Genomic DNA, 20,725 nt, shown 5'->3' on the forward strand with positions numbered 1-20,725 from the left:
ATTGTCGGAGAGGCCCAAGGCGTATTGATCGCGGAGCCGACGTGAGCCGACCGTTGCACTGATGTCCGGGCGGGGACTCATGGGACATGGCCCGGCACCCGGCTCAGGTTCCGGGGAGGATACGGCGCGTTTCGTAGGCCCACATCGCGATCTCGACCCGGTTGCGGGCGCCGAGTTTGGCCATCAGGCTGGCCAGATGCGTCTTCACCGTGCTGAGGCTGATGTGCAGTGCGTCGGCGATCTCGGTGTTGGTCAGCCCGCGAGCGACGGCGAGGAGCACCTGCTCCTCGCGGGCGGTGACGGGGGAGACCGGCTGGGCCACGGGCCGGCCGGCGGGCAGGTCCGCGAACGCCTGGAGCAGACGGACGGTGACGCTGGGCGCAATGAGCGCCTCACCGCCGGACGCCGACCGTACGGCCTGCGCCAGAAGGTCCGGTCCCGTGTCCTTGAGGAGGAATCCGCGGGCGCCGGCACGCAGCGCGCCGTAGACGTACTCGTCGAGGTCGAACGTGGTGATGACGACCACGGCCAGCGGGTCGGCGACGCTCGGGCCGGCGACCAACCGGGTGGCCTCGAGCCCGTCGATCACGGGCATGCGGATGTCGAACAGGCAGACGTCGGGGCGCAGTTCGCGGGCCAGACGTACCGCTTCCTGTCCGTCGGCGGCCTCGCCGACCACCTCGATGCCGGGCTGGGCGTTCAGCATGATCCGCAACCCGGTGCGGATGATCGTCTGGTCGTCAGCGACGAGGACGCGAATGGACACCGCTCTCGCTCCTCGCTCCCGGCAGTTCGGCTTCGACATGCCAGCCCCGGTCGATACCCGGGCCGGCTCGTAGTGTGCCGCCGAGCAGAGTCGCGCGCTCGCGCAGTCCGGTAAGTCCGTATCCCTCGCGACCCCGGCCGGTGCGCCGGCCGTTGTCGCGCACGCTCACCCGTACCGAGTGCCGTTCCGCGGCGACCCGAACGACGAGCTCGGTCGCGTCGACCGCATGGCGCAGCGCGTTGGTCACCGACTCCTGCACGATCCGGTAGACGGCCGCGTCCACGGCCGGGGGCAGCGCGTCCAGTTCGCCGTCGAGCCCCAGGTCGACCCTGAGGCGACCACCCGGGGTGCGCACCAGGCGCTCCAGATCCGCGACTCCGGCAGGGGGCGCCAGCTCGGCGCCGACCCCGCGGTCGCGCAGCGCGGCGACCATGGCGCGCATTTCCTCCAGCGTGCGCGCTCCTTCCTCCTCGACCCCCTCCAGCGCCTCGACGGCGGCGGACGGGTCGGTGCCCGCGAGCACCCGGCCCGCCTGGGCGATGATCACCATGGCCGACACGTGGTGGGCCACCGTGTCGTGCAGTTCCCGGGCGAGCTGCTCACGCTCGCGGGAGCGCACCTGCTCCAACTGCCGCTCGCGAGCGGTCACCCGGAACCGCACGGCAGCCCCGACCACGCCGGGCAGCAGCAGGAAGACGAAGCCCACGACGTTCTCGACGACCGGGGTCTCGTCCGTGACGGAACACAGCGCGCTGGCCGCGAGGGTCACCGCGCCGCCCAGCACGATCTCGCGTCCCGATCCCCACCGGGGCAGCGCGTACACCAGCACGAGCACGACCGCGCCGGTGTCCAGGCCGACGGGCTCGCGCGGTGCGGCGACGAGCGAGGCCACTTGAAGCAGGACCACCGAGCCGAACGCCAGCGTCACCATCGCCAGCGGGCGGGTCCGGCGCCACAGGGGCAGCAGGCACAGCCATACGGCGAACACCACCGCCACCGGCCGCCACACGACGTTCTCGCGCAGGGTGGCCTCCAGCACCACACCGCCCAGCCCCGCGGCGAGCAGCGCCCAGTCCCGCCGCACCCGGGCGGGCGCGTCGGGCGGACGGGGTTCGGTCCACAGGGTTCGCAGGTCGTCTCGCAGCACGGTTCTCAGCGTAGGGACCGCGCCGTGCCGCGCATCGGCCGAAAGTACAGGGCGTCACTCCGACTTGGGGCCGACGGATCCGCGGCCCGCGAGCCGATGCCGCAGTGCGTCGTGGAGACGAGCCTCGGCATCGGCGGCCGTACAAGGACGGCCGACGAGGTGGTTGGAGGACCCGATGCTCTCGAAAGCCCTGTTGCGCCTGGGCGCAAGCGCCGCCCGCCATCCCTGGCGGGTGATCGCGGCATGGCTGGTCGCCGCCACGCTCGCCGTCCTTGCCGCCGTCGCCTTCGGCGGGCGGAATGCGGATTCGATGACCGCTCCGGGACTGGACTCCCAGCGGGCCGCGGAACTGATCGAGCGGGCCGGCACCGGCCAGGAGGGGATGACCGCCCAAGTGGTCGTCACCCCCCTCGACGGCGCTGCGACGTTCTTCGACCACGGCAGTGCGCGCACCGCTCTCACGCGGCTGCAGACCGAGGTGAAGCGGCTGCCGCACGTGCTCGGCACGAGCGACCCGGCGGGGGCACTCGACGCAGGCGGGGACACCGCCGTGCGCGGCAGCCTCGTCTCGGCCGACGGGCGGATCGCGGTCGTGCGGGTGCAGTACCCCGACCAGAGCCGGCTGTCGGCCGAAGACCTCGACGCCCTCGTCGATCTCGGCGACCGGCTGCGCGCCGAACTGCCCCTGCGCATCGAGATGGGCGGGAGCCTCTTCTACGCCTTCTCCGACCCCGACGGCGGCGCGAGCGAGTTGATCGGCCTCCTCGCCGCGGCCGCGATCCTGTTCCTGGCGTTCGGTTCGCTCGTCGCCGCCGCGCTGCCGATCGGCATGGCGGTCTTCGGACTGACCGTCGGGGTCGCCACGATGACGGTACTGGCGGGGGTCACGGACGTCCCCACCTTCGCACCGGTCCTGGGCAGCATGGTCGGGCTCGGAGTGGGCATCGACTACGCGCTGTTCGTGCTCGCCAGGCACCGGGAGTACCTCGCGCGCGGGCTCGATCCCCGCGAGGCGGCCGGACGAGCGGTGGCCACGGCGGGGCGGCCGGTGGTCTTCGCCGGCGGCACCGTCGTCGTATCGATCCTCGGCCTGGCGGTCGCGAACGTACCGTTCATGACGGTGGGCGGGCTCGCCGTCTCGATCGTCGTTCTGACCATGGTGGTCGCGTCGGTGACGCTGCTGCCGGCCTTCCTCGGCGCCGCCGGCCCACGCCTGGCCCGGGCCGGCCGGATCGGCCGGGCTCTGCAGACCAGGATGCTGGGCCGACTCGCACGGCGGCGGGACCCGGCGGCAGGCGCCGCGCACGCCGCCGGGTGGCGTCGCTGGATCGGGCACGTCAGCCGGCATCCGGTGCCGTACGCGGTCGGCGCGGCGGGGCTGCTGCTGACCGCGACGCTGCCCGTGCTCGGCCTGCGCGTCGGCCTGCCCGACGACGGCTCACTGCCCCACAGCCGTTCCGAGCGCCGGGCCTACGACCTCGTCGCCGAGGGGTTCGGCCCGGGCACCAACGGTCCCCTCGTCATCGCCGCGGACCCCACCGGTGATCCGGGAGTGCTGGACCGACTCGTCGGGGCGGTCGCGGCGGATCCGGGCATCGCATCCGTCGCGCCGACGCACATCGATCGGGCCACCGGCATCGCGACCCTCGTGGTGTTCCCGACCACCAGCCCTCAGGACAAGGCCACGGCCGACACCATCGCCCGGCTGCGCACCGACGTGCTGCCGACGGCGATCGGGCACGGCCCGGCCAGGGCCCACGTCGGCGGCGGCGCCGCGAGCCTGTCCGATGTGGGCCGACGCACCAGCCAACGCCTGCCGATGTTCGTCGCCGCCGTGCTGGCGATGTCGTTCCTGCTGCTGATGCTGGTCTTCCGCTCGATACTCGTACCGCTCAAGGCGGTACTGCTGAATCTGCTGAGCATCGGCGCGGCCTACGGCATCATGGTCGCGGTCTTCCAGTGGGGCTGGGGAGGCGCACTCATCGGGCTGGAAGCGACGGTTCCGATCGTGTCGTTCATCCCGATGTTCCTGTTCGCCATCCTGTTCGGCCTGTCGATGGACTACGAGGTGTTCCTCCTCTCCCGCGTACGCGAGGAGTACCTGCGCACCGGCGACAACGGCACGGCGATCGTCGAGGGCGTCTCGCGCACCGCCCGGATCATCACCTCGGCCGCCCTCATCATGGTGGCGGTCTTCCTGTCCTTCGCCGTCGCCGAGGACCCCTCCACCAAAATGTTCGGGCTCGGCCTGGCCACCGCGATCTTCATCGACGCCACGGTCGTACGCATGGTGCTGGTACCGGCGACCATGACACTCCTCGGCCGGACCAACTGGTGGCTGCCGAAGTGGCTGGACCGGATGCTTCCCCGCGGCCCGGTCGGCACCGACGACACCGACGCGGAATCCTCGGGTGAGGCCCCGCGTCCACGGCTGGTCGACCGTTGACTCGACTCCTGCCGCCCTTGGCGTCCGGCACCTCAGCGCGTCACCGCGGGGTCGGCACGCCGATCGGCAGGTACGGCTCGATGAACTCCCAATCCGGATCGGCCAGTTGCACTCGCGTCACGTAAGACCGTCTATCGGACCGGACCGTGCCACGAAGACACATCCCGCAAGTTGATCACGACTCGATACGCGCCCTAGTCCTCGCCGAAGCGGTCCCGCAGCTCCCGTTTGAGGATCTTCCCGCTGGCGTTGCGCGGCAGCTCGTCCACGAACAGGACCCTCTTGGGTGCCTTGAAATGGGCGAGCTTCTCGCGTGCGTGAGCGACGAGTTCGGCCTCGGTGACCTCGCCGCGGGCGACGACCACGGCGGTGACGGCCTCGATCCAGCGCTCGTCGGGCAGCCCGATCACGGCGACCTCGGCGACCTTCTCGTGCGTGTACAGCGCGTCCTCGACCTGCCGTGAGGCGACCAGTACACCACCGGAGTTGATGACGTCCTTCACCCGGTCGACGACGGTGAAGTAGCCGTCGGCGTCGCGCACGGCGAGGTCCCCCGAGTGGAACCAGCCGTCGCGGAAGGCCTCCGCGGTCTCCTCCGGCTTGTCCCAGTAGCCCTCGCACAACTGCGGTGAGCGGTAGACGACTTCGCCCGGTGTCCCGTCCGGCACGTCCTTGCCGTCCTCGTCGACCACCCGCGCGTCCACGAACAGCACGGTGCGTCCGCAGGAGTCCATCCGCCCCTTGTGCTCGTCGGGCCCGAGGACGGTGGCCAGCGGTCCGATCTCGCTCTGGCCGAAGCAGTTGTAGAAGGCCAGCTTCGGCAGTCGTTCACGCAGCCGCTCCAGGACGGGCACCGGCATGATCGACGCCCCGTAGTACGCCTTGCGCAGCCCGCCGAGGTCGCGGGTAGCGAAGTCGGGCCGGTTCGCCAGGCCGATCCACACGGTGGGCGGTGCGAACAGGCTGTCCGCGCGGCCGGCCTCGATCAGGTCGAAGAGGCGGTCGCCGTCGGGCGCGTCGAGGATGACGTTCGAGGCGCCGACCGCGAGGTACGGGAGCAGGAAGACGTGCATCTGCGCCGAGTGATAGAGCGGCAGCGAGTGCACGGGCCGGTCCCCCGCGCTCAGGTCGAGGGCCGTGATCGCGCTCAGGTACTCGTGCACCAGGGCGCGGTGCGTCATCATCGCGCCCTTGGGCAGGGCGGTGGTGCCGGAGGTGTAGAGCAGCTGCACGAGCGTGTCGCCGCGCGGCTCGTCGCCGTCGTACGGAACCGCCGAGTCCAGCCGGGCGAGCAACGAGTCGTCGGCGTCCCGCAGCGCCAGGGTGCGCACGCCGTCGGGGAGCCGGTCCGCGAGGTCCGGGTCGGCCAGGACCAGGGTGCTGCCGGACTGCCCGACGATGTAGGCGAGGTCGTCGCCGGTCAGGTTCTGGTTGACCGGGACGTGCACGAGTCCGGCGCGGGCACAGGCGAGGAAGCCGATCAGGTACGCGTCGGAGTTGTGTCCGTAGGCGCCGACCCGGTCGCCGGGGGTGAGCCCCTGTCCGAGGAGCACGCTCGCCGCGCGCGAGACCGCGTCGTCGAGTTCCGCGTACGTCCACGAGCGCTCGCGGTAGTCGACCGCCGCGCGTGCCGGGGTGCGCCGGGCGCTGCGGCGCAGCACCCCGTCAACCGTGCTGCCCTGTCCTGGCGTCATGACACATGATCCTCGGTCCGCGACACGAGGGAGGTCAAGACGAACGCACCGGGGTCTCGTCCGGGTGCCCCGCGGCGCGCGGCCCGCGCAGCGGGATCGCGACGGACCCCTCTCCGGATGACATACCCGTTGGTACGCTCAACCGCCCTTTCCGCCAATGATGTTGGGAGGCACGATGCGCACCCGCCTGAGACGGTTCGTGGTCACGGCCGTCGCCCTGCTCACCGCCTCGGCCACGCTGCCCGCGGCCGCGGCCGAGCGGCAGGACCGTCAGGAACATCCCTCGCACGGCGGCCTGTCGGCCGTGATCCGCTACACCGAGTACGGCATCCCGCACATCGTCGCGAAGGACTACGCGAACCTCGGCTTCGGCACCGGCTGGGCGCAGGCCGCCGACCAGGTCTGCACCCTCGCCGACGGATTCGTGACGCTGCGCGGGGAGCGCTCCCGCTACTTCGGGCCCGACGCGGCGCCGGACGGTTCGCTGTCCTCGGCGGCCAAGAACCTCTCCAGCGACCTGTACTTCCGTGGTGTCCGGGAGGCGGGCACGGTGGAGAAGCTGCTCGCGGAACCCGCGCCGCGGGGGCCCGGGCGCGACGCCGAGGATCTGATGCGCGGCTGGGCGGCCGGTTACAACGCCTGGCTCGCTCAGAACCGCGTCACCGATCCCGCGTGCCGGGGCGCCGACTGGGTCCGCCCGGTGACCCGACTGGACGTGGCCGCACGGGGCTTCGCCCTGGCCGTGCTGGGCGGCCAGGGCCGGGGCATCGACGGCATCACCGCCGCGCAGCCGCCCGCGACGGCACCCGCCGGAACCGCCGCCTCGCAGGAGACGGGCCATGCGTCCGGGAGCACCGCGACCCCGAACGCGCAGGCCGCCGCCCGGGCCGCCCGGGAGCTCTTCGACAACGCCGACATGGGGTCGAACGCGGTGGCCTTCAGCGGTGCCACGACGGCCAACGGCCGGGGCCTGCTGCTGGGCAACCCGCACTACCCCTGGCAGGGCGGCCGGCGCTTCTGGCAGATGCAGCAGACCATCCCGGGGCGGCTGGACGTCCAGGGCGGGGCCCTGCTCGGTTCGGCGACGATATCCATCGGGCACACCGCCCGCGTCGCGTGGAGCCACACCGTCGCGACGGGCGTCACCCTCAACCTCCACCAGCTCGCGCTGGATCCGGCCGATCCGACGTCGTACCTGGTGGACGGCAGGTCGGAGCGGATGACACGGCGGACCGTCACCGTGGCCGTGAAGGACGGCGCGCCCGTCACGCGCACCCAATGGTGGACGCGGTACGGCCCGGTCGTCACCTCGCTCGGCTCCCAGCTGCCGCTGCCCTGGACGTCCACCACGGCGTACGCGCTGGGCGACCCGAACGCGGCCAACCTCCGCGCCTCGGACACCGCGCTCGGCTTCGCCAAGGCCCGCGACACGGCCGGCGTGCTCAGCGCCCTGCGGCGCACCCAGGGGCTGCCCTGGGTGAACACGATCGCCGCCGACTCGGGCGGCCACTCGCTGTTCACCCAGTCCCAGGTGATCCCGCGCATCACCGACGACCTGGCGCAGCGCTGCTCGACACCGCTCGGCAAGGTCACCTATCCGTCGTCCGGTGTCGCCGTCCTCGACGGCTCACGCGGGGACTGCGCGCTGGGCAGTGACCCGGACGCCGTGCAGCCCGGGATCTTCGGACCGGCGAAGATGCCGGTGCTGCGGGACGCGCCGTACGCGGAGAACTCCAACGACAGTGCCTGGCTGGCCAACGCGGACCGGCCGGTGACCGGGTACGAGCGGGTCTTCGGCACGATCGGCACGCAGCGGTCGATGCGCACGCGCGGCGCCGTCGAGGACGTGGCGGCGATGGCGGGCCGCGGCCGGCTGACCGTACGGGATCTCCAGGCGCAGCAGTTCGCGAACCGGGTGCCCGCGGGTGATCTGGCCGCGGACGACGTGGCGCGCGCGTGTGCCGCGCTGCCGGGCGGCACGGCGACCGGCAGCGACGGCAAGGCCGTCGACGTGACCGAGGCGTGCGGTGTGCTCGAGGCATGGGACCACTCCATGGACACGGGCAGCCGGGGCGCGCTGTTCTTCGACCGGTTCTGGCGGAAGCTGACGGCCGCCGTACCGGCCGCGCAGCTGTGGAAGGTGCCCTTCTCCCCGGCGGACCCGGTCCGTACCCCGAACACGCTGAACACGGACGCGGCCGGCTTCGCCACGGCCCTCGCGGACACCGTGACGGAGTTGGGCACGGCGGGCATCTCGCCGGACGAGAAGCTCGGCGCGCACCAGTTCGTCGTGCGCGGCGGCGAGCGCATCCCGGTGCCGGGCGGCACCGAGTCGCTCGGGGTGTGGAACAAGGTCGAGCCGGTGTGGAACCCGGCGGCCGGCGGCTACACCGAGGTCACCACCGGGTCGTCGTACATCCAGGCCGTCGGCTGGGACGGCAGCCGCTGCCCGGTCGCGCGCACGCTGCTGACGTACTCGCAGTCGTCGAACCCGAACTCGCCGCACTACAGCGATCAGACGCGACTGTTCTCGGGTGAGCGGTGGGTCACGTCGCGGTTCTGCGAGAAGGACATCCTGTCCTCGCCGGGCCTCAGGGTGGTCCGGGTCGGCGAGCACCGCTGACGCCGAGCACGTGGGCCCCACCCCACGCGGGTGGGGCCCACGTGCGTCAGGACCGCCGGTTCACCGGCCCACGTGCCCCAGCTTCTCGGGGTTGAGGACGGCGTAGACCCCGTCGATGCGTCCGTCCTGCACGGAGATGGTGACGACCTGTTCGATGCCGTCGACCGCGAGCGCGAGGGCGGGGGCGCCGTTGGCGTCGACGACCCGTGCCTCGCCGAACGGATAGCGGGCGACCAGTCCGGCGATGAACGCGACGACGTGGTCGCGGCCCACGACCGGGCGCAGCGCCGCCCTGACCTTGCCGCCGCCGTCGTTCCAGGCGATCACGTCCTCGGCCAGCAGGTCGGTGAGACCGCTCAGGTCGCCGCTCTGCGCGGCCTCCAGGAAGCTCGCCAGCAGTTTGGCGTGGTCGTCCTCGGCGAGGGCGAACTTGTCGCGCCCCGAGGTGACCCGGCGGCTCGCGCGGTGGTGCATCTGGCGGCAGTTCGAGGCGGTCGTGTCCAGGATGCGCGCGATCTCGTCGTACGGCAGGTCGAAGGCCTCGCGCAGGACGAACACCGCGCGCTCCGGCGGCGCCAGACGTTCCATCAGATGCACGGTCGCGTAGGCCACCGTGTCGCGCAGCTCGGCGGTGTCGAGCGGGCCGAGCGCTCCCGTCGCGACCGGCTCGGGGAGCCAGGGCCCGGTGTACGCCTCACGGGTGACGCGGGCCGAGCGCAATTGGTCCAGGGCGAGGCGGGTGACAACCGTGATGAGGAAGGCCCGTGGTTCACGGACGTCCGCCCGGTCGGTGCCGGTCCAGCGGAGGTAGGCGTCCTGGACGACGTCCTCGGCGTCCCACATGCTGCCGAGCAGCCGGTAGGCGAGGCCGAGCAGCAGCGGGCGGTACGCCTCGAACTGCTCGGTCGCCTGCTCCGGAGTCTCCAACTCCTCATTCCTTTCCTGCGGTTCGGCGTACGGCCGGCTCCCTGCCGGTCAGCGCCCGGCCGTCACACCATTCAACTCGGCGGCGAACCCGGCGCGCCAGGAGGCGTACCTCGGCCGCCAGTCGAGGGTGAGCACGGCGCGCGCGTTGTCGGCGCCGCGCAGCCCGTTCATGAAGGCCACGCCCCAGCTTCCGACGGCGAGCCGGGCGAGTGCCGCGGGTGCTTTCTTGGGCTCCTTGGCGCCGAGCATCCGGGCCAGTTCGGGCAGCCACTCGTGCAGCGCCACCGGGGTGTCGTCGACGATGTTCAGCGGGCCGCTCGCGGGCTTGTCGAGCGCGGCGATCACCGCGGTGGCGGCGTCGTGGGTGTGGGTGAAGGAGAAGACGGAGTTCCCGCCGCCGACCAGCGGCACCTTGCCGGCCGAGACCTGCTGCACGAAGGAGCCGTCGGAGGCGTAGATGGTGCCGGGCCCGTAGAGATGTCCGAAGCGCAGGACGGTGCCGCCCGCGTCGGCGGTGCGCAGCTCCAGCTCCTTGAGCGCCTCCAGGACCGGGACGAACTGCTTCGGCGGACGCTGCCACAGCGGGGCGTCCTCGCCGGCGGCGCCCTGTCCGGCCGGGTCGTAGGCGTAGGCCAGGCCCTGGGCGACGATCTTCTTGACGCCCGCGTCGTGGGCGGCCTCGTACAGATTGCGGGTGCCCTCGGTGCGCAGCCGGTTGGTCAGGGCGAAGTCGCGGGCGAGGTGGCGCGGGTCGATGGCGGCCGGGATGGCGGTGAGCATGTTCACGACCGCGTCGGGGGCCGCCTCGCGCACCGCCTTGTGCAGCGACGAGCGGTCGAGGGCGTCGGCGGCGACGGTGCCCTTGCCGGGGGTGCGGGAGAGGGCCACCACCTCGTGTCCGACCGAGGCGAGCAGCGGGACGAGCGCCCGTCCGACGACTCCGGTGGCTCCGGCGACGAGTACACGCATGGGAATTCATCTCCTGGATGTCGGGCCCCCGGGCGGTCCGGGGAGCAGCTCCCGGGGGCGTTTCGGCATCAGGACGGGCGAGTGCGCCTCCGCGTGACAGGTCGCTGATGTGACCTGCGTCACACCGCTCGGGTACGGCCCTCCCAGTAGGGGTCCCGCAGGCGCCGCTTGTACAGCTTTCCGTTGGGATCACGCGGCATGACCTCGATGAAGTCCACGCTCTTGGGCCGCTTGTACCCGGCGAGCCGCTGCTCGCAGTGGCCGAGGATCTCCGCGGCGAGCGCCGGGCCCGGTTCATGGCCCGGGGCGGGCTCCACCACGGCCTTCACCTCCTCGCCCCAGTCGTCGTGCGGGATGCCGAAGGCGGCCGCGTCGGCGACGGCGGGGTGGGTGAGCAGCGCGGACTCGATCTCGGCCGGGTAGATGTTGACCCCGCCCGAGATGATCATGTCGATCTTGCGGTCGCGGAGGAAGAGGTACCCGTCCTCGTCGAGATATCCGAGGTCACCGACGGTGAAGAAGTCGCCGATGCGGTTCTTCTTCGTCTTGGCCTCGTCCTTGTGGTACGAGAATCCGCCGGTGCTCATCTTCATGTACACGGTGCCGAGCTCGCCCGGCGGCAGCTCCTTGCCGTCGTCGTCGAAGACGGCGAGTTCGCTGATGGGCCAGGCCTTTCCGACCGTGCCGGGCTTCTTGAGCCAGTCCTCGGCGGTCGCGAAGGCACCTCCGCCCTCGCTGGCCGCGTAGTACTCCTCGACACTGTGGCCCCACCACTCGATCATGGCCCGTTTCACATGGTCGGGGCATGGGGCGGCACCGTGGATCGCGTGGCGCATCGACGACACGTCGTAGCGCGCCCGCACCTCCTGCGGCAGCGCCAGCAGCCGGTGGAACTGGGTGGGGACCATATGGGTGTGGGTGCACCGCTGGACGTCGATGACGCGCAGCATCTCCTCGGGCGTCCATTTGTCCATCAGGGCCAGCCGGTGCCCGATGTGCAGGGACGCGCCGGCGAACTGCAGCACCGCGGTGTGGTAGAGCGGCGAGCAGACCAGGTGCACGTTGCCGTCGAACGGCTTGATGCCGAAGATGGCGAGGAAGCCGCCGAGGTACGACTCCTCGGGGAGTTTGCCGGGCAGCGGGCGCCGGATGCCGCGCGGACGTCCGGTGGTGCCCGAGGTGTAGTTCATGACCCAGCCGAGGGTGCGGTCGGCGGGCGGTGTCACGGGCTGACCGTCGAGGAGTTCGGCGTACGGCCGGAAGCCGTCGACGGCGCCCACGGCGTAGCGGTGCGAGGCCGGGAGCCCGGCCTCGTCGGCGGCCCTCCGGGCGGCGTCCCCGAACCGTTCGTGCGCGATGAGGACCTTGGCACCGGAGTCGGAGACGATCCAGGCGATCTCGGGGCCGACCAGATGGTGATTGACCGGGACGAGGTAGAGGCCCGCCTGGGACGCGGCGAGGTAGGCGACGAAGAACTCGGCGCAGTTGGGCAGGACGACCGCGAAGGCGTCGCCGCGTTCGAGGCCCGCGGCGCGCAGTCCGTGGACGAGCCGGTTGGCCGCGTCGTGCAGCCGCCCCGCCGTCCACTCCTCTCCGTCCGGTGCGACGAGCGCCGTGCGCCCGGGGTCGGCGGCGGCCTGGGCCCAGAATCCGTTCGGCGGTGTGTTCACGAGCGCTCCTCCCTGCCCGCGATGCGGTTGATGCGGTCGACGGCCCTCTCGAAACCCCGCGTCAGGTCGTCGAACACGGCCTGGACGCTGCGTTCGCTGTTCATCCGGCCGACGATCTGCCCGACCGGTGTGCCGAGCAGCGGCTCCACCTCGTACTTCTGGATGCGCGAGAGCGCCTCGGCCACCAGCAGCCCCTGGAGCGGCATCGGGAGCGTCCCGGGTCCGTCCGGGGAGTCCCAGGCATCGGTCCACTCGGTACGCAGCTGGCGGGCCGGTTTGCCGGTCAGCGCGCGGGAGCGGACGGTGTCGCCGGACCCGGCCGCCAGCAGTTTGCGGGTGACGGCGCGCGAGTGCATCTCGGCCTCGGTGACGGTCAGCCACAGCGAGCCGAGCCATACACCCTGGGCCCCCAGGCTGAGCGCCGCGGCGACCTGCTGTCCGCTGCCTATCCCGCCCGCGGCCAGGACGGGCAACGGGTCTACGGCGTCGACGACTTCGGGCGTCAGCACCATCGAGGCGATCTCCCCGGTGTGTCCGCCGGCCTCGTAGCCCTGTGCCACGACGATGTCGATGCCCGCTTCGGCGTGCTTGCGGGCGTGGCGGGCGCTGCCCGCCAGTGCCGCGACGAGGACCGAGCGGTCGTGGGCGCGCTCGACGACGTCGGCGGGCGGTGAACCCAGCGCGTTGGCGAGGAGTTTGATCGGATAGTCGAAGGCGACGTCGAGCTGGCCGCGGGCGACCTGTTCCATCCAGCCGGTGATGCGCCATCCGGACGCCTCGCCCTCCGCGAGCTCGGGCACGCCGTATTTGGCGAGGGTGTCCTCGACGTACTGGCGATGGCTTGCGGGGATCATCGCCTCGACCTCGGCCTCGGTGACGCCTTCCACCTTCTTCGCGGGCATGACCACATCGAGGCCGTAGGGCCTGCCCTCGACGTGCGCCTCGATCCAGTCGAGGTCGCGGGCCAGTTCGTCCGGTGCGGTGTAGCGGACCGCGCCGAGCACCCCGAATCCGCCCGCGCGGCTGATGGCCGCGGCGACGGCGGGAAACGGCGTGAAGCCGAAGATGGCGTGCTCGACTCCCAGTCTCTTGCTCAGCTCCGTCTGCATGGGCGCAGGATGCCGCAGTCCTCCGGACGAGGGAAGGCCTTTTCTGATGCTCCGTCAGATTTCTTCGCGCCCACCCGGGAGGGTTGACACGAGCACGTCTGACAGGAAAGTTTCACTCCGCACACTGGGTCCGGAAAGATACTTTCAGGCGACGCGGGAGGCAGCTCGATGACCGAAGGCGCTGAGGACAGAGCGGGCGGCGGGCTGACCCGTCGTCAATGGGGCCGCACCGTACTGGCCGTGGGCGGCGCGCTGGCCCTCGCCCCCTTCCCCGCGGGCCCCGCGGTGGCCGCGCGGGAGACGGGGCATCGCGCGACGCTGCGCCACGGCACCGCCCGCGAGGCGGGCCTGCTCGGCGACCATCTGGATCAACTGGTCACGGACGCCGAGGCGTTCCTCGCGCCCTCGCCCCGGCACCCCTGGTACGCGGGCGCGGTGCTCCTCGCCGGACGCGGCTCGACCGTGGCCCTGCACCGGCCGATCGGCATGGCCGTGCGCTACTCGGCGTACGACGACAAGACGGACACCGGCGTGGAGTTCCCGGCGGACCAGCAGATCCCGGCGGCCGAGGACACCGTCTACGACCTCGCCTCCGTGTCGAAGCTGTTCACCTCCATCCTCGCGGTGCAGCAGATGGAGCGAGGCGCGCTGGAGCTGGAGGCGACCGTCGCCTCCTATCTCCCCGAGTTCGCGGGCGGCGGCAAACAGGACGTCACGATCCGTCAACTGCTCACGCACACCTCCGGGTTCCGCGCCTGGATCCCCCTCTACAACGCGCCGACGCGCGAGGGAAAACTCAAGCTCATCTGGGACGAGAAGCCCCTCAATGCCCCCGGCACCGTCTACCTCTACTCCGACCTGAACCTGATCTCGCTCCAGCTGGTCCTGGAGAAGATCACCGGCCGCACCCTCGACGTGCTCCTGCACGACGAGATAACCGCCCCGCTGGGCATGAGTCGCACCCGCTACAACCCGCCCGCCTCCTGGAAACCGCGGATCGCCGCCACCGAGGACGCACGGCTTCCCTGGTCGGGGCTGAACCGCGGCCTCGTGTGGGGCGAGGTGCACGACGAGAACGCCTACTCGCTCGGCGGAGTCGCGGGACACGCGGGTGTGTTCTCCTGCGCCTGGGACCTCGCGGTCCTCGGCCGGACACTGCTGAACGGCGGAACGTACGGCAAGGCCCGCATCCTGCGGCAGGAGACCGTCGACCTGATGTTCACGGACTTCAACACGGCCTTCCCCGGTGACGAGCACGGCCTCGGCTTCGAGCTCTACCAGCACTGGTACATGGGCGCGATGGCCACCCCGCGCACGGCGGGCCACACCGGCTTCACCGGCACCTCGATCGTCCTCGACCCGACGACCGACTCCTTCCTCGTCGTCCTCGGCAACTCCGTGCACCCGGTGCGCACCTGGCGATCCGGTTCCGCTCCCCGGGTCGCCGCCGCCACCAACCTGGCACGGGCCGTGCCGGTCCGCCCCGCACGTGGACGGGCGTCCTGGTTCTCCGGTACGGCGAACGCCACGACGGCCACACTGGCCCTGCCCCCGCTCGACACCGGCGCGGGCCCCGCCCGCCTGCGCTGCGCCCTGTGGTGGGACACGGAACCGCAGTCGGACCTCCTCTTCCTGGAGTCCTCGACCGACGACGGGGCCACCTGGCAGCCGGTGCCGTTCACCACGGTGGCGCCCGGGGAGGAGCCTCAGGAGCATCCGGCCGGTACGGCCACCGGCTGGTCCGGGCGGGTGTGGCACCGGCTCGTCGCCCAGGTGCCGCAGGCGCCACGGCTCACGCTGCGCTGGCGGTACACGACCGACCGCCTGTACGTCGGCCGGGGCGCGTACGTCGACGGCCAGCGGGTCGAGAGCGGTGACCGTGTCTTCTTCGACGAGGCACGTCCCGCGGACGCCGCACGGATCGAGGCGGTCGGCTGGGTGGCGTCCCGGGACTGACGGCTCGGAGGAGACGGGAGTGCCGGCCGCCCGGGCGGGCCGCGGTCGCGCCGGCCGCGCACCGGCGGGTGCGCTCGTGGCAGTGCCCGGCCGGCGCGCTCGTGGGAGCGCCCGGCCGGCACCGCCTCCTCGGGCGGTCAGCCCTGCCGGCCGGCCTCCTCCAGCACGGCCATCGCCGCGTTGTGTCCGGGAACGCCGCTCACCCCGCCGCCGCGCACCGCCCCCGCTCCGCACAGCAGCACGTTGGCGTGCCGGGTCTCGACGCCCCAGCGGCCCGTGCCCTCCTGCGCGTACGGGAAGGCGAGGTCGCGGTGGAAGATGTTGCCGCCCGGCAGCCGCAGGTCGCGCTCCAGGTCGAGCGGGGTCTTCGCCTCGATGCACGGACGGCCCTCGGCGTCGGTGGCCAGGCAGTCGGCCAGCGGCTCCGCGAGATGGGCGTCCAGCTGCGCCAGCGTCGACTTCAGCAGTTCGTCCCGGACCGCGTCGTTGTCCCGTTCGAAGAGCCGGGCCGGAGTGTGCAGGCCGAACAGGGTGAGGGTCTGGTAGCCCTGGTCGACGAGGTCCTGGCCGAGGATGCTCGGGTCGGTGAGCGAGTGGCAGTAGATCTCGGAGGGCGGCGCGGCGGGCAGCTCGCCGGACGCGGCCTGCGCGTGGGCGGTCGCCAACTGCTCGTACCCCTCGGCGATGTGGAAGGTCCCGGAGAACGCCTCGCGCGGGTCGACGGCGCTGTCACGCAGCCGGGGCAGCCGCTTGAGGAGCATGTTCACCTTGAGCTGGGCGCCCTCGGCCGGGGTGGGCGGCTCGTCGCCGGTGAGGTGGGCGAGCTCCCGCGGTGAGGCGTTGACGAGGACGTGCCGGGCGGCGACGACGCCCTCGCCGTCGGCGGTCCGGTAGGTGACCTCCGCGGACGTGCCGTCCGTCTCGATGCGGATCGCCTCGTGACCGGTGGCGATCGTGGCGCCGGCGTTGCGGGCCGCGCCGGCGATCGCGTCGGTGAGCGCCCCCATGCCGCCGACCGGCACGTCCCAGGCCCCGGTGCCGCCGCCGATCACGTGGTAGAGGAAGCAGCGGTTCTGCCGCAGCGAGGAGTCGTGGGCGTCCGCGAAGGTCCCGATCAGCGCGTCGGTGAGGACGACACCGCGGACCAGGTCGTCGGCGAAGTACTCCTCCACCGCGGCGCCGACCGGCTCCTCGAAGAGCATCCGCCAGGCGTCCTCGTCGTCGACGCGGCCGCGCAGCTCCTCGCGCGTGGGCAGGGGTTCGGTGAGCGTCGGGAACACCCGCTCGGCGACGCGGCCGGTCATGCCGTAGAAACGCTGCCAGGCCTCGTACTCGCGGTCGGAGCCGGTCAGCCGCGCGAACGCCTCGCGGGTGCGCCGCTCGCCGCCGCCGACGAGCAGCCCGGTGGGCCGGCCGTCGCGCTCGACGGGGGTGTAGGAGGAGATGGTGCGCCCGCGGACCCGGAAGTCGAGGCCGAGGTCCCGGACGATCTTCCGGGGCAGCAGGCTGACCAGGTACGAATAGCGCGAAAGGCGCGCGTCGACTCCGGCGAACGGACGGGTCGAGACGGCCGCGCCGCCGGTGTTCCCCAGACGTTCCAGAACCAGCACGGACCGTCCGGCCCGGGCCAGGTAGGCGGCGGCGACCAGTCCGTTGTGGCCACCGCCGACGATCACGGCGTCGTATCCCTCGTGTGCAGGCATGCTTCTTCGTAGCACGTGATGATCTACGTCGGCCAGGGGTGCGCGGCAAGCGGCGGGCGCCCGAGCGGGCGGGAGCGGTGCTGACTCGCCGTTCAGCGGAGGGCGGCGTCCGGCGCCCGGCGGCCCCGACACGCCTCCCGGCCGCCACCGGGGTACGGTGCCCGGCGCTCCCGACACGCCTCCCGGCCGCCACCGGAATGCGGTGCCGGACGCCCCCGACACACGGCCCGGCCGCCACCGGAGTGCGGCAACACGGCGCTCCCGACACACGGCCCCGTCGCGGCCGGGGTGTGGTGACCGGCGGCCATGGCTCCCCGTTCAGTGGCCGCCGGAAGCCCGCTGCTGGCGTAACGCCGCCACCCTGCGGTACAGCTCGACGGCCTCCTGGCCGCGACCCAGCTGCTCCAGGCAGTGCGCCTCGTCGTTGCGGCTGCCGAGGGTGTCGGGGTGGTCGGGACCGAGGACGCGTTCGCGGGCGGCGGCGACACCGCGGTACTCGGCGAGGGCGTCGGCCCAGCGGCCGAGCCAGCCGAGGCCGACGGCGACCTCCCTGCGGCTCACGAGGGTGTCCGGGTGGTCGGGGCCGAGGACGCGTTCGCGGATCGCGCACACGTCGCGGGACTCCGCGAGCGCCTCCTCCCAGCGGCCCATGCGGCCCAGGTTCACCCCCAGGCCGTGCCGGGCGCGCAGGGTCTCGGGGTGCGTCGGGCCCTGCACGCGGACGCGGTCGTCGATCAGGTCCCGGTAGAGCGTCAGGGCCTGTGCGCTGCGCCCGAGCCTGCCGAGGCTGATGCCCACCTCGTAGCGGGCGGCGAGGGTGTCGGGGTGGTCGGGCCCCAGCGCCTGGGCGCGTGCGTCGGCCACTTCCTGGTAGGCGTGGAGCGCTTCGGGCCAGTGACCCAGCTGCCCGAGGGCGTAGGCGACCTCGTACCGGGTGACGAGGGTGTCGGGGTGGGTGGGGCCGAGGACGCGGGCCCGGGCGGCGGCGACCTCGCTCGCCATGCGGTACGAGTCCTCCAGCCGTCCGAGCCTGCTCAGGTTGAAGGCGAGGTTGTGGCGGCAGCGCAGCGTGTCGGGGTGGTCGGCGCCCATGGCCCGCTCACGGGCGGCGAGCACCGACGTGTAGGTCTGGTGCGCCTCGAAGTGGCGGCCCAACTGGCCGAGCACGTACGCCATCTCCTGGCGCGCGGCGAGGGTGTCGGGGTGGTCCGCGCCGAGCACGCGCTCCCTGGCCTCCGCGACGTGCGCGTACTCGCGCAGCGCGTCGGCGGGGCGCCCGGTGCGGCTGAGCGTGAAGCCGACCTCGTAGCGGCTGGCGAGCGTGTCGGGGTGATCGGGGCCGAGGGCGTGCTCGCGTTCGGCGGCGACGGCGCGGTGCACCTCGCCCGCCTCGGTCCACCGGCCGAGCCGCCCGAGGCTCAGCCCGGCGTTGTGCCGCCCCGCCAGTGTGGTGATCAACTCCGGTGGCGGGGCGGGCCGTTCGGGGGCCGCCGGCCGGGTCGTCACGGCGGTCGAGGGCCGGGCGATCCAGTCTCCGGTGAGGCCGGCCGAGGCGTCCGGCGGGGTGCTGCGCAGTCCGGCTCCGGCGGCCTTGTGGCCGGTGGTCATGCCACGGGTCCAGGACGGGAGCCGGGGTTCGCGGGACGGCGGCTGTTCGGGGCGCGTCTGTGTCGAGGGCGCCACGGCACGGCGGCCCGTGACCGCGGGAGTGACCACCGTGGGCACGTACATCGGGGTGGCGCGGCCCGCGCCGATGCGGCGGGCCAGCTCGCGGGCGTCCTGCGGGCGCTCCTCGGGCTGCTTGGCGAGCAGGTCCAGGATGATCCGCTCGACGTACTCGGGCAGTTCGGCGCGGTGGCTGCGCGGTGGCTCGGGGGGTGTGTCGCGGTGGCCGACGAGGACCGCCCACGCGTCGTCGAGGTCGAACGGCGGTGCCCCGGTGGCGATCTCGTAGAGCACGCACCCGAACGAGTACAGGTCGCTGCGCTGGTCGACATGGGAGCCGCTGATCTGCTCCGGCGACATGTAGTGCGGCGTGCCCATGGCGATGCCGGTGCCGGTCAGCCGGGAGGTGAAGCCGATGTCGTGGCCGAGGCGGGCTATGCCGAAGTCGCAGATCTTCACGGTGCCGTCGGCCAGCCGCATGATGTTCGCGGGCTTCAGGTCTCGGTGCACGATGCCCTGCTGGTGGGTGTAGGCCAGCGCGGCGGCCACCTGGTCGGCGACGTCCACCACATCGGCGACCGCCAGCGGATGGTGCTCGTTGTCCTCAAGGAGCTGGCTGAGGTTGCGCCCGTCGAGCAGTTCCATCACCAGGTACAGCACTCCGTCGGACTCGCCGAAGTCGTGGACCACGGTCACACCACGGTGCTGGAGAGCGGCGGCGACACGGGCCTCGCGCCGGAACCGCTCGCGCAGGACACGCGTGAAGGAATGGTCGTGGTGCGGTCCCAGCGGCTTGAGGCACTTGACGGCGACCTGCCGGCCCAACGACTCGTCGCGCGCACGCCACACCTCGCCCATGCCGCCGCGCCCGATCAGATCGAGCAGTCGGTACCGGCCCTGGATCAGCCTGGAGTCCGCCATCTCGTGTGATCGCCCCCGTCACTGCTCAGCCCGCGCCCTCCCCCGGCCCGTCCAGTATGGCGAGCTATCTGCCGACTTTGTACGGTGCGGGGCGCGAGCCGGGGCCGAGCCGTGACATCGCGCGCAGAATGTGTTTGGGCGGGAGTTGCCAGCGCAGACGTGCGGGAACACAGCGCAGGGCGGTGCCCGTGACGCGCAGGTGCCGGGTCACCGAGGCGGGCGGTGGTGCGGGCCTGCCGTACAACTCGTGGGCGTACGGCGGCAGAGCGGCGTACGCCAGGTGTGCCACGCGCCGCCAGAGCAGTGCGCGCGCCGGGAGCAGCAGCGGGTGGACGGGCGGACGCCGCAGGAAGGCGTCCACTTCCTGGGCCTCGGGCCCGGCCGCGAGCTCCGGAAGCATCTTGCCGAAGTAGGCGGCCAGCTCGGCCCGGCTCGCCGGTACGTCCGCGGGGTCGAGCCCGACCAGTCGTGCGCTGACCAGGTGTTCGGCGACGTACCGGTCGGCCTGCTCGTCCGTCAGCCGGAAGCCGGAGCGCCGCAGCACGTGGAGGTAGGAGTCGATCTCGGCGCAGTGCACCCACAGCAGCAGTCCGGGTTCGTCGACCGGGTGGCGCTCCCCCGTGTCGGGATCGGCGGTCGTGAGCATGCTGTGAATCTTTCGTACCCTCGCCCCTGCCTTCTCGGCGGCCTCACCGGTGCCGTACGTCGTCGTGCCGACGAAGTTCGCGGTGCGCATCAGCCGGCCCCAGGCGTCGCGCCGGAAGTCGGAGTTCTGCGTCACCCCGCGCACGACGCGCGGGTGCAGGGCCTGGAGGTACAGCGCGCGGATGCCGGCGACCCACATCATCGGGTCGCCGTGCATCTGCCAGGTCACGGAGCCGGGACCGAAGAGTCCCGGGTCGCCCGGGAACGTGCTCTCCACCGTGTCAGTGTGACCAAGCATTCCGGTCGGCACCAGTCAACGCTGCCGACCTGTGGTGATGCCGACAGTCATCGTCGAGCTTCAACTGATCGACCAGGCAGTCCCTCTTGGGGCTCCAGACCATGAGTTCGTTCCCATCCGCGGTGGAACTTCACGAGCGAGATGCCGAGCGAGCAGACCGACAACTACTCGATAAGGGCGGCACCT

General features: G+C 72.3%; 13 protein-coding genes. 3 read left to right on the forward strand and 10 right to left on the reverse strand.

Annotation, left to right across the window (positions count from 1 at the left end; genetic code table 11):
- Positions 1-103: 103 nt before the first annotated feature.
- Together ACSYGO_RS05465 and ACSYGO_RS05470 are read right to left on the reverse strand one after the other, a co-directional pair.
- Positions 104-766 (reverse strand): response regulator, encoded by a 663-nt coding sequence (locus ACSYGO_RS05465; RefSeq protein ID WP_435220775.1) that lies wholly within the window; start codon positions 764-766, stop codon positions 104-106.
- Positions 741-1,913: a sensor histidine kinase gene (locus ACSYGO_RS05470; protein WP_435220774.1), complete on the reverse strand. Its 1,173-nt coding sequence runs from the start codon at positions 1,911-1,913 to the stop codon at positions 741-743. The genes ACSYGO_RS05465 and ACSYGO_RS05470 overlap by 26 nt, the downstream gene beginning before the upstream one ends.
- Before the next feature lie 175 nt (positions 1,914-2,088).
- On the opposite strand from ACSYGO_RS05470, the gene ACSYGO_RS05475 reads away from it, so the two are divergent.
- A complete protein-coding gene (locus ACSYGO_RS05475) occupies positions 2,089-4,359 on the forward strand; it encodes an MMPL family transporter (protein ID WP_460385921.1) in 2,271 nt (756 codons plus the stop codon).
- A gap of 194 nt (positions 4,360-4,553) precedes the next feature.
- Here ACSYGO_RS05475 and ACSYGO_RS05480 read toward each other — a convergent pair whose 3' ends face one another.
- Positions 4,554-6,053, reverse strand: a complete 1,500-nt coding sequence (locus tag ACSYGO_RS05480) for an acyl-CoA synthetase (RefSeq protein WP_460385922.1) — start codon at positions 6,051-6,053, stop codon at positions 4,554-4,556.
- A gap of 175 nt (positions 6,054-6,228) precedes the next feature.
- Here ACSYGO_RS05480 and ACSYGO_RS05485 point away from each other — a divergent pair, with 175 nt between their 5' ends.
- On the forward strand, positions 6,229-8,676 hold the full coding sequence (locus tag ACSYGO_RS05485; RefSeq protein WP_460385923.1) for a penicillin acylase family protein: 2,448 nt from the start codon (positions 6,229-6,231) through the stop codon (positions 8,674-8,676).
- Positions 8,677-8,736: 60 nt separating this feature from the next.
- On the opposite strand, the gene ACSYGO_RS05490 is transcribed toward ACSYGO_RS05485, so the two are convergent.
- The 4 genes from ACSYGO_RS05490 to ACSYGO_RS05505 form a co-directional block, all read right to left on the reverse strand.
- Positions 8,737-9,603, reverse strand: coding sequence for an RNA polymerase sigma-70 factor (locus tag ACSYGO_RS05490; RefSeq protein WP_426678387.1), 867 nt, complete (start codon positions 9,601-9,603; stop codon positions 8,737-8,739).
- A gap of 48 nt (positions 9,604-9,651) precedes the next feature.
- Positions 9,652-10,572 (reverse strand): NAD-dependent epimerase/dehydratase family protein, encoded by a 921-nt coding sequence (locus tag ACSYGO_RS05495; RefSeq protein WP_426678386.1) that lies wholly within the window; start codon positions 10,570-10,572, stop codon positions 9,652-9,654.
- 119 nt (positions 10,573-10,691) lie between these two features.
- On the reverse strand, positions 10,692-12,242 hold the full coding sequence (locus tag ACSYGO_RS05500) for an acyl-CoA synthetase (protein WP_460385924.1): 1,551 nt from the start codon (positions 12,240-12,242) through the stop codon (positions 10,692-10,694).
- Complete coding sequence (locus ACSYGO_RS05505; RefSeq protein ID WP_426678384.1) at positions 12,239-13,351, reverse strand: nitronate monooxygenase; 1,113 nt, start codon at positions 13,349-13,351, stop codon at positions 12,239-12,241. The genes ACSYGO_RS05500 and ACSYGO_RS05505 overlap by 4 nt, the downstream gene beginning before the upstream one ends.
- 168 nt (positions 13,352-13,519) lie before the next feature.
- Between ACSYGO_RS05505 and ACSYGO_RS05510 the strand changes: the two genes are divergently transcribed.
- The gene (locus tag ACSYGO_RS05510) at positions 13,520-15,307 is read left to right on the forward strand and encodes a serine hydrolase domain-containing protein (RefSeq protein ID WP_460385925.1); all 1,788 of its coding nucleotides are present in this window, start codon (positions 13,520-13,522) and stop codon (positions 15,305-15,307) included.
- A 137-nt stretch (positions 15,308-15,444) separates the two neighbouring features.
- Here ACSYGO_RS05510 and ACSYGO_RS05515 read toward each other — a convergent pair whose 3' ends face one another.
- The 3 genes from ACSYGO_RS05515 to ACSYGO_RS05525 all read right to left on the reverse strand — a co-directional run bounded on the left by ACSYGO_RS05515 (position 15,445) and on the right by ACSYGO_RS05525 (position 20,458).
- Positions 15,445-17,010 (reverse strand): phytoene desaturase family protein, encoded by a 1,566-nt coding sequence (locus ACSYGO_RS05515; protein WP_426678382.1) that lies wholly within the window; start codon positions 17,008-17,010, stop codon positions 15,445-15,447.
- A gap of 318 nt (positions 17,011-17,328) precedes the next feature.
- Positions 17,329-19,596, reverse strand: a complete 2,268-nt coding sequence (locus ACSYGO_RS05520) for a serine/threonine-protein kinase (protein WP_460385927.1) — start codon at positions 19,594-19,596, stop codon at positions 17,329-17,331.
- 64 nt (positions 19,597-19,660) lie between these two features.
- Entirely contained in the window at positions 19,661-20,458 is a 798-nt protein-coding gene (locus tag ACSYGO_RS05525) for an oxygenase MpaB family protein (protein WP_426678455.1), read from the reverse strand.
- Positions 20,459-20,725 lie beyond the last annotated feature (267 nt).

The sequence above is a fragment of the Streptomyces krungchingensis genome (genome assembly GCF_054729265.1).

Excerpts from the sequence above, each read along its gene's own strand:
- ACSYGO_RS05485 (WP_460385923.1), top strand. The coding sequence starts at position 6,229 with ATGCGCACCCGCCTGAGACGGTTCGTGGTCACGGCCGTCGCCCTGCTC.
- ACSYGO_RS05525 (WP_426678455.1), bottom strand. The coding sequence starts at position 20,458 with ATGCACGGCGACCCGATGATGTGGGTCGCCGGCATCCGCGCGCTGTAC.
- ACSYGO_RS05495 (WP_426678386.1), bottom strand. The coding sequence starts at position 10,572 with ATGCGTGTACTCGTCGCCGGAGCCACCGGAGTCGTCGGACGGGCGCTC.
- ACSYGO_RS05480 (WP_460385922.1), bottom strand. The coding sequence starts at position 6,053 with ATGACGCCAGGACAGGGCAGCACGGTTGACGGGGTGCTGCGCCGCAGC.
- ACSYGO_RS05520 (WP_460385927.1), bottom strand. The coding sequence starts at position 19,596 with ATGGCGGACTCCAGGCTGATCCAGGGCCGGTACCGACTGCTCGATCTG.
- ACSYGO_RS05510 (WP_460385925.1), top strand. The coding sequence starts at position 13,520 with ATGACCGAAGGCGCTGAGGACAGAGCGGGCGGCGGGCTGACCCGTCGT.
- ACSYGO_RS05475 (WP_460385921.1), top strand. The coding sequence starts at position 2,089 with ATGCTCTCGAAAGCCCTGTTGCGCCTGGGCGCAAGCGCCGCCCGCCAT.
- ACSYGO_RS05515 (WP_426678382.1), bottom strand. The coding sequence starts at position 17,010 with ATGCCTGCACACGAGGGATACGACGCCGTGATCGTCGGCGGTGGCCAC.
- ACSYGO_RS05505 (WP_426678384.1), bottom strand. The coding sequence starts at position 13,351 with ATGCAGACGGAGCTGAGCAAGAGACTGGGAGTCGAGCACGCCATCTTC.